We start from the raw sequence: 15,560 nt of genomic DNA on the forward strand, positions 1-15,560 counted from the left end.
GTGGTGATAAAGATGGATCTAAGAGTTCTAGAATATTTTTTGGCAGTAGTTGAATCAGGTAATGTTTCTAAAGCAGCCCAAAAACTACACTTGACACAACCGACGCTAACAAGACAATTACAGCAGTTAGAAGAAATTTATGGCACACGTTTGTTTATTCGTGGGAGTAGACAAATTACTTTAACTAATAGTGGCATAATTTTAAAACGTCGTGCGAAGGAAATGCTAGATTTGCAAGATAAAACAGCAGCAGAAATTAGAAAAAGTGAGTATGATATTTCGGGAGAAATTACCATAGGATGTGGTGAATCGAGTGGAAATAAGTTTTTACCAGTAGTTTTAAAGGAGTTCTCAAAACGTTATCCCAAAATTAAATATAATATTTATACGGCTGGTAGTAATCAAAATAAGGAAAAGATCAACGAGGGTTTAATTGATGTAGCAATTGTTTTAGAACCAATCGATAAAGACTATTACCAATACCTGGAGTTGCCTTATTTAGATAAATGGTGCTTGGTAATGAAAAAAGATGATTTATTGAAAGAATATGAAACAATTGAAAATCACGTAGTATCTAATTTAGTTTTTGGAATTGCAAATCGATTAGAAGTTAAAGAAACTTTCAAAAACTGGTTAGGTAAAGAGATAAATGCACAAACGATTTTAAATTATGATATTAATTCAAATTTAGCTTTATTAGTAGAAAGTGGTCTTTGCTATGGAATCTCGATTGATGGAGTTTTCAAAAGTAATGCTTATCCAAATTTAACGTACCGACTATTAGAACCAGAAATTGTTTCACAATCGTGTTTGATTTGGAAAAAAGGGGTAGTGACTAATCAAGCATTAGAGAAATTTATTGTTTGTGCGAAGGAATTGATTTCATCAAATCAGTAATAATATAAAAGACATATTCTTTAATAGGATATGTTTTTTATATTTTGTTGCATTATTGAAAAGCGATGATTAGTTAATGAAATCATTGTTTTTTGCACTAAAAGTAATAAATGTTGCATTACTGCAACGAAATTTATAATTGTCGAAAATCATTCCATGTGCTAAATTTTTAATATGGGTTAGTTAAGGCTAACTAAAAAAGAGAAAGGAAAAATGGACAGTAAAATGGGAAAAAATTTAAATAAAGCACTCATATCGGTGCTTTCATTGGGAATGATTGTTTCAATGTGCTCGATAACGGTTAATGCGGTTGAAACGGATAATGTGGCTAATTGGGTTACGATGTATGGAGATAATGGTAATAATAGTATTACTCCAGATACAGTCAATGATGCTGAAAGACTGATCAATGGTGATATTATTGCAACAGGAACTTTTGATGGCAATAAGGTAACAGGTATTGAACAGGCTAAAGGAAAGAGTGATGGTGCTGTTATGCTATATGACAAAAATGGCCAAATAAAGTGGGAAACTTTAATAGGTGGGAGTGCAGCAGATAGTTTTAATGCTGTAACTGAAGCTAATGATGGCAGTTATGTTGCAGTAGGGGTAAGCCAGTCTAATGATGGTAATTTAGCCAATCTTAATAAGGGGGGAAAAGATGGAATAATCGCTAAGCTAGATTCAAATGGAACTTTAATTAAGGTTGTTACTGTTGGGGGTAGTGATGCGGATGAATTGAAGGCTATTCAACCAGCTGGCGATGGTGGATTTATTGTTGCAGGTTATTCACATTCTACTGATTTAGATATGAACGGTTTGAATAAGATTGAAACTGATCGCGATGCAATTATTGTAAAGATTGACCAAGATTTAAATATTGAATGGATTAATCGAGCTGGTGGAACTGGCGGTGATAAAGCAGTCAAGAAAATGGATGAATTTACTTCAGTAGTTGCTAACTATGGCGATGGTAGTTATTTAGCAGCTGGTTATTCGAGTTCTAGTGATGGAGATCTCGAAGGATTAGCTCATGGTGGTAAAGATGCATTTGTTGTTAAGTTTAATGAAAATGGAACAAAAGAATGGGTAAAAGCTTTTGGTGGAACTGGAGATGATGTTTTTAATCATATAATTAGAGCTCATAATAAAAAAGTATCTACTGATAAAACAGAAATATCAAGCAGTGATATTGATAATGGGTATGTATTAACAGGAACGACTAACTCAAATAGTGGTATTGTTGGAAATGAAGAGGAAAATAATGTTGCATTTACCTTAAAGATTGATTCAAATGGACAAGTTGAATGGACTACAAGCCTTGCTAATAATAGTAAGACAACAGGAGATTATCTTTTAGCGATTAGTGATGGTTTTTTAGCGGTTGGAACCTTTGATACTAATGATCAAGATTTTACAGGGATAAAGACATACGGTAAAGAAGATATTTATATTGCCCACTATTCAAAGGATGGAACTTGTTTAAATATTTCAAGCTATGGTGGAGATGGAAAAGATAATCCAGAAGGAATTATTCCTGGAGCAAATGATGACTATATCGTCTATGGTAATACAAATTCTAATAGTGGCTTGTTTGAAGGAAAATTAAAAGGTAAGTATGATGGCTTTTTAGCTAGTTTAGCGGGAACAACACTAGAGCAATATGCAGAAGAAAAGTATTTAGTGCCGGTAGAAGCTTGGAAAGCTAATGAAGATAGTCTTTCAATGATGGCACCATTATTATATAAAGATGCATATGTTGAAAAAATTGGCTTTAAGTATGCTGTAACAATTTATTTTACTAACGCAACAATTATGGGAACTCAAGTTAGCGCTTCAACATTAGGGGAAGTTAGTTATGAAAAAAATGGTGAAATGATAGCGGTGTTGAAAGATGAGTACGATGAAGTAACACAAGTAAAAACAGTTACGCTTGAAGTTGATGATTTAGATACACCGGTCAAATTACATATCGATAAAGCAATGGGAGATATACGTTTATCTTTCTCTAGTAAAGATATGGTAGAAACTACCAATCCGCCATATTTTGCTCCAGTTGAAGTAGAACAGCCAGACTTTAAAACTAGTTGGAAAGTAAATATTGGTGGTAGTGATTATGATTATACTGATGATATGACAGTTTTGAAAAATGGAAATATTGTTGCTGTAGGGCAATCATACTCAAATGATGGTGATTTTCAAAATCTGTTAAAAGGTGGTTCAATAGCTTATATTAATCAATATGATCCAAAAGGAGAACTTTTAAAAACTCTTACTTTAGGAGGAACAGAGTACGACTCAATTGCATATGCAGCTAAGGTATGTGGCCTAGATGATGGTGGTTTTGTAGTTAGTGGTGGATATCAAGAAGGGGTGTATGTGGCTCCAACCGGTGATTTTGCACAGTTAGATACTGCTGGTACCGTTCATGGTCAAATGGATACTTTTATTGCTAAATATGACTCTAACAGTAAGCTGATCTGGATGAGTAATTTTAGTGGCTCAGCCAACGATCAAGTTAAACAAATTAAAGCTACGGATGATGGCGGTATTGCTGTTTTAATAGAAACAAATTCAAATGATGGCGATATGGAAAATCAAAATCGAGGATTATATGACTTAGTCATAGTTAAATATGATGCTCATGGTAAAAAAGTCTGGCAACGAGTTTTAGGTGGAAAAAATATTGAAACTTCAAGTTCGGGATTAGATATTCTAAGTGATGGCAGTTTTATTGTTGCTGGTAGTCTTTCTTCAAAAAGTGGTGATTTTGCAGATGTTGACTGGTATGGAGATATATTTGACTGCTTTGCTGCAAAAATTAGTGCTACTGGTGAATTATTGTGGACTAAAGCTTATGGTGGCGATCGCAATGATTATTGTAATAGTGTCTTAGCTACTAGTGATGGTGGATTCATTTTAATGGGTAACACTAAATCAACTACTGACACATTTGCTCCAATTGGAACAGGGTATGACAATGCATATGTTTTAAAATGTAATGAAACTGGTGAGACAGAATGGGTCAATGTGATCAAGAGTAGTGAAGCTAGTGAAATGATAAGTGCGATAGAACTTGAAGATCAATATGTATTTATTGGTCAATCAAGAGGAACAGACTATGATGTAACAGGTCTTAATAAGGGAAGTATGGATGTTTTTATTGCAAATTATGAAAAGAATGGTACTTTGAAAACAATCGAAAATATTGGTGGTTCAAAAGCTGATTATGCTTCAGAGATTATGGTATTAAATGATTATCAAATTTCATTACTGGTGTATAGTGAATCAAATGATGGAGATTTCAAGAATCTAAATCGTGGAAAGTTTGATGGAATGTTAATGACATATGATTATCGTCAAAAAGCTGATAATTCAACTACTGACAAGCCAAATCAAGATAATGTAAATAATCAAAATAATAGTAATGTGATCGAGACAACTAATTCATCAATAAAAAATAGTATTAATACTGGTGATGATTCAAAAATCATTGGTTATAGTTTATTGGGTGGGACAATGTTAATAATTTTATTATTAACTAGAAAAAAATATAATTAAAAAGTACTCTTGTTAGAGTACTTTTTTATGGAAAAAGGGTATATAAGATAATATGGGAGGTTGATAATAATTTCTATTTGATTGAGAAAAAACAGCCCCTTTAGCGTTGTGTTAATTGGAATTGTTTAGGTGTTATACCAGTTTTTTTACGGTAAAAATAGATAAAAGAATTAGCATTAGAAAAACCTAAAGTCTTAGCAATTTGAATAATTGTAGATTGTTCAGATAACAGCATACTATTAGCCATATTTAAGCGTAAATTACTAATATAGTCATGAATACTACAATGATATAAGTATTTGAAACCAGCTGTAAGTTTTTGCTCACTAATATAGTGAATCTTTGCCAGCTCCTTAATTGTTGGGGGATGCTGATAGTTAACAGTTAGATCATTGTGAATCTGCTGGATTATTTCTTGATCATCATTATTTAGTAAGATGTTTCGACCGCATTTTAGTTTAATTGTAATAGTTTTAGATTGGGGATATAGAATATTATTTTGAGGTAACAGAAAGTAGACGATCTTCATTAATTGAGCATCAAGATATAGTTGTGAGATTGCTTTATTTCTTAAAGTGTCAGATATTTCTTGCATTAATTGTAAAAGTTTAGAGGGGAGTGGTCGAAATATTTTATTTTTTTCAATTTTTTCTAGTGTTGTATAGGAATATCCATATGCCGATAATTTTTTTTCGAAAAAATCTTTTTTTATGATTATATCTGTAGAATGATAATGTTGATTTTTTTTCCAAACTTGTAATCCACTACGCTTTGAACCATTTAAATAAAAACTAGAAGGCTCTAAATGATTATTATGACTCTCTTTTAAATCATACTCAATTTCACCAGTTAGAAGCATTCCTAGCTGTAGATATGTTTCACTTATTTCAAATGATATTTCAATATCATAGGGTGCAGTAAAATCACCAACAAAAAGTTCATACATATCTGCAATATGCACATGAATAATGAATTCTTCAGGTTGTTGAGGATTTATATATAAGGAAAAGTTATCATACTGATAGTATTGGAAAGCTAGTTTATTAAAGAAAATATTATAGTACTCTGTCAAATTTCTACATATCATAATTATCACCAGTTAAATTATACATAAAATAAATGTAAAAATACATAATATTAGTGAAAATATTGTAAAAGAAATTAAGCCATGCTAGAATCACAACATAAGTTAGCTAAAACTAACTAAGAAGGGAGATATAAATGAAAAAAGTACTATCAACTATATTAGTGTTAAGTTTATTTATTTTAACTGGTTGTTCAGCTGCCACTAAAGATACAATAAGAACAGTTGAAACAGTAAAAGGAAAAATAGAGATTCCTAATGAGCCTAAACGTGTTGTAATAGATTATTTTGTTGGAGATGCACTTGCACTAGGAGTGGAGCCGGTTGGAACTACATATGTATACAAAGATTCTGTATTTGAAGAAGATTTGAAAGATGTACCTTCAATTAATGGTGATGATGCGTATGGGCAGTATAGTATGGAAGCAGTGACAAAATTAAAACCGGATTTAATTATTACATATTCTGAGGCTGATTATGATAATTTATCTAAGATTGCACCAACGGTACTAGTTGATTATTTAAATATGTCAACTGCCGAAAGAATCACTTGGATGGCTGATGTTTTAAATAAGAAAGAGGAGGGGAAAAAATTGCTTGCTGATTTCAATCAAGAAGTTGCTGGATATAAGCAGCAGTTACAGGATGCTAAAATATCTAACAAGACGATAACTTTGATGGAAACATATAGTAAAGAATTATTTGTATATGGAAATAAACAAGGTCGTGGTGGAGAAGTTTTATACGATTTATTAGAATTAAAAGCACCCGAAGTTGTTCAAAAAGAAATTATTAATGGTGAACAATATCGTTCTATTTCATTAGAAGCAATCAATGAGTATGCCGGTGATATGATAATGATTGGTGGCTGGCAAGAAGATCCTATGGATTTAGTTGGAAATAATAGTGTATGGAACTCAACTCCAGCTGTAAAAAACCAAAAGGTAATTACATATGATTCAAGTGCATATATCTATCAAGATATTTTATCAACAAAAGAACAGTTAAAAAACATTACTCAAAGTATTTTAGCACTGTATGAATAACCAACAAGTAAGAAAATGGCTGATAGTAGGACTATGTCTATTACCTATCATCATTTTCTTTTCATTAAAATTTGGTGCGGTGACAATAGGATGGGAAGATTTTTTTAAAATCATTTTAGGTAAAAAGAGTAATGGAAATGATTATGAAGTTATTATTAATCTTAGATTTCCTCGAATTTTAGCGACTGGAATCGTCGGTAGTGCATTTGCGATGGCTGGAGCAGCAATGCAAGGACTGACTAAAAATCATTTAGCTGATTCGGGAATTTTAGGAATCAATGCGGGTGCTTCCTTTATGTTAGCAATTTGCTTTGCTTTGGTCAGTCGCAGTAATTTTCTTTTAATGATGATGTATTCTTTTGTCGGAGCAGGATTAGGTTTATTTTTAACGATGACAATGGGAAAAGGGAAGTATACTAATAATTCTAAACGATTATTATTAGCTGGTGTTGCAGTCTCACTTTTCTTTACTTCGTTAAGCCAGTTTATAGCAATTTATTTTGGAATTGGTCAAGAATTAACATATTGGAATGTAGGCGGAACTGCTAATATTGGATATCAAGAACTTATTTTAGCGACATTATTATTTGTTTCTGGTCTATTTTTGCTTTTGAGGCAAGGGAAAAATATTACGATTATTTCAATGAGTGAAGAAACTGCTGTTGGTTTAGGGGTAAACGTTCCTCGTTGTAAAATACTAGTATGTTTAGCGGCACTGCTTTTAGCGGGAATGGCAGTTAGTATTGTTGGGTCAATTGGATTTATTGGTTTGATTGTTCCTTATTTGGTAAGACGATTAGTTAAAAAGGAGGATTATCAAATTATTTTGACTATGTCTGCGATATATGGAGCAGTCTTTTTAATTCTTATCGATCTTATTGCTAGAAATCTACAACCACCTTATGAAACACCACTAGGAATAATTATGGCACTGATTGGTGTTCCATTTTTCCTTTTTATGGAAAGGAGCATAAATAAAAAATGTTAAAGAAAAAAAGAATAATCATTTTTCTGATAATCATTTTATTAGTATCAAGCTTTTTGTCATTCACGATAGGTCAGATGAAAATTGAATTAAGTGAATTATTTGATCCATATACACAATTAGTAATCTTTCAATTTCGGTTACCGCGTTTGTTATGTGCCATTTTAGTAGGTGGTGGAATGGCTTTGGCAGGACATATTTTACAAACAGTATTACAAAATGATTTAGCTGATCCGGGTGTAATTGGAATAAACTCAGGAATTTCATTCTTTGTTTTGTTATATATTTTAGTTAGTGGAACAGATATATTTTTAGATTATGTTTGGATGCCTTTAGCTGGAATGATTGGTGCTGTAATAACGATTGGTTTACTAATGTTTTTGATTTATGAAAAAGAACGTGGAATAGATCCAATTCGGATGACTATATGTGGGGTAGCTCTTAATTTAGGATTCCAAGGGTTAATTCTATTCTTCTCAGCAAAGCTGAATCGTCAAAAGTTTTCGTATGTGCAATTATGGAATGCTGGTATTCTAACAGGAACAGACTGGCTAAAAATAGCTTTATTAATAACAATATTAGTGATTATTGGAGTAATATTGTGGAAATATCAAGATGTTCTAAATATTTTTTCGTTAGGAAAGGAAAGTGTAATAACCTTGGGGGTTGATTTAAAAAAACAAACAATTATTTTAATTAGTTTAGCCGGATTTTTAGCAGCTTTTACCATTGCTTTTGGAGGTTCTATTCCTTTTGTAGGTTTAATCGCACCGCATATTGCAAGAAGGTTAGTTGGTAGCAATCATCGTTATTCATTATGGGTCAGTATGTTAATGGGAAGCCTTATGGTTATTATCGGTGATAGTTTATCAAGAAGTCTGATGAGTACTGTTGAAATTCCAACAGGGATTATTTTATCATTGATTGGAGTGCCGTATTTTATTTATCTATTAAAAAAGGAGAGATCATGATGAAGGGAATTATTGAAGCTAGACAGTTAAGTACCGGTTATGGTAAAAAGATTGTTTTGAAAGATCAAAATATTGTAATTCCTAAAAATAAAATTACCGTTATTTTAGGACCAAACGGATGTGGGAAATCAACCATGTTAAAGACAATGGCTCGGGTATTACCATTAAAAGATGGTAAAATAATTCTTGATGGAAAAGATTTGAAAACTATGAAAACAGCTGAAATAGCTCAGAAAATAGGTTTTCTCTCACAAATTCTAAATACCCCTGAAGGAATAAGTGTTTATGAGTTAGTTAGTTATGGTCGTTATCCATATAAGAGGATATCATCGACTAAAGAAGATCAAAAGATTATTGAGTGGGCTTTGAAAGAAACCCAAACTTTTGAGATAAAGGATATGTTGGTTCATGATTTATCTGGGGGTCAAAAACAACGAGTGTGGATTGCGATGGTACTTGCTCAGCAGACAAATACAATTTTACTAGATGAACCAACAACATACTTAGATATTGGTCATCAATTAGAAGTATTAGAATTATTGAGTAAATTAAATAAGGAAGAACAACAGACAATTGTCATGGTTTTACATGATATTAATCATGCTTCACGTTATAGTGATTGGATCATTGCTATGAAAGAAGGCAAAGTTTTTAAAGAAGGAAGCCCAAAAGATATAATAACTTCAGAAGTGATTCAGGAACTTTATGGTGTTAAGACGCAAATTATTTTTGATAAAGAACATAATTGCCCAGTGTGTTTTTCATATGATCTTTAAGTAATAAGTAGTTAAAAATAGCTATGTTCATCATGAATATAGCTATTTTATCTTGTTTTAAAGGAATAAATACGATAATATGTTAGCATAAACTAACTTTGGAGGGGATTATGCAGCTAACAAAAGAAAAACTATCATATTTATTATTTTTATATAAACAAAGAGAAATGGATTACACAGTTACTCGGTTAGCGCAAGAGGTCGGAGTATCAAAATCAACGTTTAGCCGAGTATTGAATACCTTCTATCAGGAGGGGTTAACGACTGAAAAAGGGAAGGGAATTTTATCATGCCAGGGATGTAGAATGGCAAGGGAATATTTAAAAGATATTAATAAATTATCTGATTGGTTAAAATATACAGCTAATTTTGATGATGAAGAAGCGTATCAAGAGGCACTATCATTAGTTTTAACACTATCATCTAAAGCACGTGCTAAACTTGTTAACAACACTAGTAAAGAAAGATTATTTGAATTGATTGATAATGTAAAAGAAATTAGTGGAGATATGCTTAGTGCTAATCTTGATGATGGTCAATACCTGTTTGCTTTTACTGTTTATAAAGCTGATAAGATGGAAATATCAATGGCTAATGATGGTTTCTTTCATCCAGGAATATTGGATATAAAAATGGGACATGGAGGATTAGTTTTAAAGCCAAAAGAAGTTGAACGAGAATCGATGATGGGGAAAATGGTTCTTAAAGGGAAGCTGAGTTCTTTAAAATACCAAGTAGGAGAAGACTATCTCGAATGTCGTATGATCAAGGATGATTATATTATTCCTATTTCAAAATTACGTTTTCATTATTCAAAGGAAGAACGGATATTGCAAACGAGTGTAAAGATAAAGGTTAAACCAACGGTTGGTAAAATTCATATGCCCGAGAGTATTGCAATTATGAACGTTATTATAAAATAGTATTTCATCGATGAAACATCAAAAAATGCTGTATTTATAAAGAAAAAAGATATTTTTTGAAAAGATTGTTTCAATGGGGGCAACAAAATTAGTAGTTGTTTTAAGATTAGATGTATGTAAAATAATGGATGTAGTTAGTTTTAGCTAACATTAGCAGAGAATATATTCTCTATATTTTTTAACTAAATAGTTAGTCTTTTCTAACAAAGAAAAAGAGGGAGGAAGAAAATGAAAAAACTTTTAAAAGTAGTATTAGTTTTAATGCTGGCATTTGGAATTCAGATAGCCACATTAAGTAATGTAGATGCTGCTCAGGTAAGCGATTTACCAGATGGTAAATATACTATTCCAACAAAATTGAAGAATGCAAGTAATATTGCAAATGATTCAATGGCAGCTGGAGCATTAGCAGAAAATGGAGAATTATCAGTAGAGGAAGGAAAGTGGTATTTAACTGCTGAATTTAAAACATTAAATTTAATGGGCTTAGTTGGTAATGCAGGAAATATCCAATATTATGAAACTGATACAAAATCAGAAAAACATGCTGCTGAAGTTATTAGTTATCGCGAAGATGATCAAGGAAAGCAACAAGTAGAAAAAGTTAAAATACCTGTAGCGGTAAACAGTGAGGGTGTTTATATTGAAATGTTTGTTGACGCGATGGGTACGACAGTTGATGCGTATATTCAATACAGTACAGCGGATATTGTTATTCCTGAAGAACCAGAAGCACCTGAATATACATTAGCTGATGGTACTTATACTGTGACTAGCGATGTATTAAAAGCAAATGAAGATGTACAATCAATGGCTGCCCAAGCGGTCAAGAGCGCTACGGTTACTTCAAAAGATGGAACTTTATTAGTAACATTACAAATGGGTGCAGTTACTGTGTATGGTCAAACTGCATACGTTGATAAAATGGAAGTTGAGCAGGCTGATGGAACTTCTTATAAAGAAGTTGATATCACAGGACGTGATAGTGATGGAAATGTAAGTGAAATGCAATTTACATTAGCAAAAAATACAAAATTAACAAATGTAAAATTCTACTATGGTGGAAGTACTCATGGTTCTGAGGCGAGATTATCTTTAGGATTGGATAATCCAACACTAGTAGTACCAGAAAGTACAAGCAAATTTGCTAAAGATGGTACATATACAGTAGATGTTGCTTTATGGAATGCGACTCAAGATAAGGCTTCAATGGCAGCGGGTGCAATTGACAGTCAAGCTACAGTAGTAGTTAAAAATGGTGTAGCAACAATGTATATCACAACTAAAGAAATGACTATGGGAACAATTAAAGCATGGTTAGAGGAATTATACATTGGTTCATCAACTGATGATTATAAATCAAATCCAGCTGTTATTGTAAGTAAAAATGCTGATGGTAAAGCAACTATGTGGTCTTTCGTTTTACCAAATGAGGAAGAATTATTTGATGTTGTGGTAAATCCACATGTAGCTATGATGGGGAATAGTGATATTCCAGCAAGAATGAAAGTTGATTATAGCACATTAAAATTTGTATCTGATTCAATTGAAGCACCTAAGGTAGATGGTGAATCAAATAATAATACAAACGATACACCAAATACAACAACTCCAACGACTAACCAAACTACAGGAACATCAAGTAGTTCAGTGAAAACTGGAGATAATGCTAATATGGAATTAATGGGAGGATTATTAGTTTCATCATTAGTGGCTGCGGCATATTTAACAAGAAAAAGATTATGCAAATAAAAAAAGTATTATTAATATTGGTTGCCATCATAACGATGACAATTAATATTAAACCAGCTTTTGCCCTAGACGATGGAGCGTACTTAATTGGACGCTCCACGTCTTACGTTAATCCTCTAACTGGTAACACCGAAGATGGTGGTACTAATATTACATTAGGTGATAGCATGGTTTCAAGTATTGTAGAAGGCAATTTGTTATTAGAGCAAACTGGTGGTAAATATTATATTACTGTTGGTTTGGGATTAGCTTCAAATGTTTCAAATGTAAGATTTAAAATCATGAATAGTGGTGGTTCTTTTAATAGTGTTAGTGCTACTAAAACAGGAAGTAGTAGTGCTAATGGTGACACGGTAAATCATTATCGAATTCAAATTAATTCATTAAATGATTATATTAGTCCTATCATGTATGTCGCTCCAATGGGGCGTGATGTGCAATTTTTTATTAAATTAAATCAAGGATCTATTACTCCGGGAACAGGTGTATACACTAGTACCATGGTACCAGCCACTGCCGATAATGGAAATTCGGTAAATAATAATTCAACTACTAATAATAGCACCAGCAATAATACAAGTACGAATTCTAATCAAACTAGTGATACGACAACAAATGAAGAACAACCAGTGGTAGAAACGCCGGTAACTACAGTGGGGGAAGTGTCACGTGAAAGTTTATTTGATGGTATTTCTGGCTTATCTAGCCATGTAATTGATACAAATGGCAAAGTTAATGAAAAGAAGAAATTGACAGTTAAAAATTTATTAAAACAAAGTGAGCAAAAAAAGGATAGTAGTAATAATACGCTGTTGATTATTGGAATTGTAGCGGTTATAGCTGTCGTAGCAGGAGGGGGAGCATATTATTATGTTAAAAAAGTTAAAAAATAGTTTTCTTGTTCTTGTCCTTGCTTTGTCAATGATTGGTTGTGTAGATCAAAGTGGAAAAAGTGATAATAATAATTTGACGATTGCAGCAACTTCGGTAGCTGTTACGGAAATTTTAGAAGCTTTGGATGTTCCAGCTGATCAGGTAATTGGCATTCCGACGACTGAAAGTTATACAGTACCAAAGAAATATAAAAAAGCGACAGAACTAGGAACTGCAATGTCGCCAGATATGGAAGTATTGTCAACTTTAAAACCATCGCTAGTATTAAGCCCTAATTCATTGGAGGGTGATTTAGCTTCTAAATATGAAAAAATTGCTGTAAGTTCTAGTTTCTTAAATCTTAAAAGTGTAGCAGGTATGTTTAAAAGTATTGAGGAGTTAGGAAGCTTATTAGGTAAAGAGAAAAAAGCGAATAAATTAGTAGATGAATTTGTTAATTATATGGTTGAATTTAGAGCTAAATACCAAAACACAGCAAGTCCACGGGTTTTAATTTTGATGGGTTTGCCAGGTGGCAGCTACCTTGTTGCTACAGAATCTAGCTATGTTGGTGATTTAGTAAAATTAGCTGGTGGAACAAATGTTTATGGTAATGGTAATGGTCAGGATTTTGTCAATGTCAATGCTGAAGATATGTTACAACAAAATCCTGATATTATCTTGAGAACTAGTCATGCGATGCCAGAGGAAGTAATGAAGAATTTTGAAACCGAATTTGCTCAAAATGATATTTGGAGTAAATTCAGTGCAGTTCAAAATGGAAAAGTTTATAATTTAGATAATAATTATTTTGGGATGAGTGCTAATTTTAATTATCAAAAAGGCTTAGAAAATTTAGAAGGAATTTTATATGGAACTAATTAAAAAACATCCGCGAATATTTATAATCTTTTTAATATTAGTATTATTTATCTGTTTTTTTATCGCAATAAATCTTGGAAGTATTCAAGTTTCAATTGTTCAATTGTTTAAAGGGTTATTTATTGAATACGATGTCGATGTAGCAAGTGTATATAGTATTCGCTTTCCAAGAATTATCATCTCCATGTTAGTAGGTGGTGCATTAGCATTATCTGGACTTTTATTTCAAGTTGTTTTAAAGAATCCGTTAGCTGATCCGGGAATCATTGGAATTGCTAATGGGGCGAGTTTAGTTAGTGTACTAGTTGGTTTATTTTTGCCTCAACTATCTGCGATTGCTCCTTTACTATCATTCTTTGGAGGTTTAATAACATTTGCAATTATTTATAGTTTATCGTGGAAAGCTGGATTTAAAACAACTCGAATCATTTTGATTGGGGTGGCAATCAACTATACGATCAGTGCTCTTGTTACCCTCGCAAATAGTGCAACTGCTTCAATCACAAGTGGTGCTACGGGTACTATTTCCTTGTATACTTGGCAAGATGTTACGACCTTATTAATTTATTTGGTTCCTGTAATAATCATTACTTTATTTATGGCGAAGGGATGTAATCTATTAGGGTTAGAAGATCGAACCCTTACTTCGCTAGGAGTAAATGTGAATGTATATCGCTTTGGTTTATCATTATTAGCAGTTTTATTATGCAGTATTAGTGTAGCAGTAGTTGGGGTAATTGGCTTTATTGGTCTGCTAGTACCTCATATTTCAAGATTGTTAGTGGGAACTGAACATAAACATTTGATACCAATTAGTATATTGATAGGAGCGATTGTTTTGTTAGTTGCGGATACGGTAGGAAGAATTATTATGGCTCCCTATGAGATCTCGGCAGCCATTATTATGGCTATCATTGGTGGACCTTTATTTATTATCTTATTGAAACGGAGTATTGATGTTGATGGAAGTTAAAAAAATTAAATTTAGTTATCAAGATAAACCGTTTATTGAAGAACTTTCGGTAAAATTTAAAAAGAATAAGATTACATCGATCATTGGTCCTAATGGTAGTGGTAAATCGACTTTATTAATGCTTTTAAGTCGTATTTATAAAGCCAAAGATGGAACAATAACATTAAATGATAAAAATGTCTGGGACTATAAGATCAAGGAATTTGCTAAAAACGTTGCAGTAGTTCACCAAAAGAATCAGATTTATGGGGATTTAGATGTTAAGACAATTGTTGGTTATGGACGTTTACCATATTTAAGTTATCATCAAAATCTAAGCGAGGAAGATTATCAAATTATAGATTGGGCCATTGCAACAACTAATCTAAAAGAATACGAAAATCGTTTGTTAGCGAATTTGTCTGGTGGTCAGCAGCAGCGTGTTTGGTTGGCAATGGCTTTAGCTCAAAAAACACCTATTTTATTACTGGATGAGCCAACTACATATTTAGATGTTAAATATCAAATTGAAATACTTAATTTAATAAAAGAAATAAATAAAAAATATCAAATGACGATTATTATGGTTCATCATGATATTAATCAAGCAATCAATTATAGTGATGAAATCATTGCAATGAAAGATGGGAAAATCTTATTTCAAGGAGTTCCTGAGGAAGTAATAACTTCAGCATCATTAAAGTCTTTATATGATTATGATTTATCAGTGATTGATTATAATCATCAAAAAATAGTATTAAATTATCAATAGCTAACATAATTTACCGTTGTTAGAAGTTAATCTTAGATATTTATAATTTAATCTAGCGATATTTAATTACTATACTAAGGAATGTA

At 32.2% G+C, this 15,560-nt stretch carries 13 protein-coding genes; 12 read left to right on the forward strand and 1 reads right to left on the reverse strand.

Features of this window, described 5'->3' with window-relative positions; translation table 11 throughout:
- Positions 1-12: 12 nt before the first annotated feature.
- Both EYR00_RS00985 and EYR00_RS00990 read left to right on the forward strand, forming a co-directional pair.
- Positions 13-897, forward strand: coding sequence for a LysR family transcriptional regulator (locus EYR00_RS00985; RefSeq protein WP_003535169.1), 885 nt, complete (start codon positions 13-15; stop codon positions 895-897).
- Between the two features lie 213 nt (positions 898-1,110).
- Positions 1,111-4,458, forward strand: a complete 3,348-nt coding sequence (locus EYR00_RS00990) for a hypothetical protein (RefSeq protein ID WP_003535167.1) — start codon at positions 1,111-1,113, stop codon at positions 4,456-4,458.
- Between the two features lie 100 nt (positions 4,459-4,558).
- Here EYR00_RS00990 and EYR00_RS00995 read toward each other — a convergent pair whose 3' ends face one another.
- Positions 4,559-5,545, reverse strand: a complete 987-nt coding sequence (locus EYR00_RS00995) for a helix-turn-helix transcriptional regulator (RefSeq protein WP_003535165.1) — start codon at positions 5,543-5,545, stop codon at positions 4,559-4,561.
- Between the two features lie 134 nt (positions 5,546-5,679).
- Here EYR00_RS00995 and EYR00_RS01000 point away from each other — a divergent pair, with 134 nt between their 5' ends.
- The 10 genes from EYR00_RS01000 (at position 5,680) to EYR00_RS01045 (ending at position 15,474) form a co-directional block, all read left to right on the forward strand.
- On the forward strand, positions 5,680-6,588 hold the full coding sequence (locus EYR00_RS01000; protein WP_003535163.1) for an ABC transporter substrate-binding protein: 909 nt from the start codon (positions 5,680-5,682) through the stop codon (positions 6,586-6,588).
- Positions 6,581-7,576 (forward strand): FecCD family ABC transporter permease, encoded by a 996-nt coding sequence (locus EYR00_RS01005; RefSeq protein WP_003535162.1) that lies wholly within the window; start codon positions 6,581-6,583, stop codon positions 7,574-7,576. The genes EYR00_RS01000 and EYR00_RS01005 overlap by 8 nt, the downstream gene beginning before the upstream one ends.
- Positions 7,570-8,544, forward strand: coding sequence for a FecCD family ABC transporter permease (locus tag EYR00_RS01010; RefSeq protein ID WP_003535160.1), 975 nt, complete (start codon positions 7,570-7,572; stop codon positions 8,542-8,544). The genes EYR00_RS01005 and EYR00_RS01010 overlap by 7 nt, the downstream gene beginning before the upstream one ends.
- The gene (locus tag EYR00_RS01015) at positions 8,544-9,320 is read left to right on the forward strand and encodes an ABC transporter ATP-binding protein (RefSeq protein WP_008792433.1); all 777 of its coding nucleotides are present in this window, start codon (positions 8,544-8,546) and stop codon (positions 9,318-9,320) included. The genes EYR00_RS01010 and EYR00_RS01015 overlap by 1 nt, the downstream gene beginning before the upstream one ends.
- Positions 9,321-9,430: 110 nt before the next feature.
- Positions 9,431-10,243, forward strand: a complete 813-nt coding sequence (locus EYR00_RS01020; RefSeq protein WP_003535157.1) for a hypothetical protein — start codon at positions 9,431-9,433, stop codon at positions 10,241-10,243.
- 228 nt (positions 10,244-10,471) lie between these two features.
- Positions 10,472-11,995 carry an NEAT domain-containing protein gene (locus EYR00_RS01025; RefSeq protein ID WP_003535155.1) on the forward strand — a complete coding sequence of 508 codons (1,524 nt, stop codon included), beginning with the start codon at positions 10,472-10,474 and terminating at the stop codon, positions 11,993-11,995.
- Entirely contained in the window at positions 11,986-12,888 is a 903-nt protein-coding gene (locus EYR00_RS01030; protein WP_003535153.1) for a heme-binding Shp domain-containing protein, read from the forward strand. Before EYR00_RS01025 ends, EYR00_RS01030 begins: the two co-directional genes overlap by 10 nt.
- The gene (gene isdE, locus EYR00_RS01035; protein WP_003535151.1) at positions 12,866-13,753 is read left to right on the forward strand and encodes a heme ABC transporter substrate-binding protein IsdE; all 888 of its coding nucleotides are present in this window, start codon (positions 12,866-12,868) and stop codon (positions 13,751-13,753) included. Before EYR00_RS01030 ends, isdE begins: the two co-directional genes overlap by 23 nt.
- Positions 13,740-14,723 (forward strand): FecCD family ABC transporter permease, encoded by a 984-nt coding sequence (locus EYR00_RS01040; RefSeq protein ID WP_003535149.1) that lies wholly within the window; start codon positions 13,740-13,742, stop codon positions 14,721-14,723. Before isdE ends, EYR00_RS01040 begins: the two co-directional genes overlap by 14 nt.
- A complete protein-coding gene (locus EYR00_RS01045; protein WP_003535148.1) occupies positions 14,713-15,474 on the forward strand; it encodes an ABC transporter ATP-binding protein in 762 nt (253 codons plus the stop codon). Before EYR00_RS01040 ends, EYR00_RS01045 begins: the two co-directional genes overlap by 11 nt.
- Positions 15,475-15,560: the final 86 nt, after the last annotated feature.

Origin of the sequence: Thomasclavelia ramosa DSM 1402, assembly GCF_014131695.1 — a bacterium.
Taxonomy (GTDB): domain Bacteria; phylum Bacillota_I; class Bacilli_A; order Erysipelotrichales; family Coprobacillaceae; genus Thomasclavelia; species Thomasclavelia ramosa.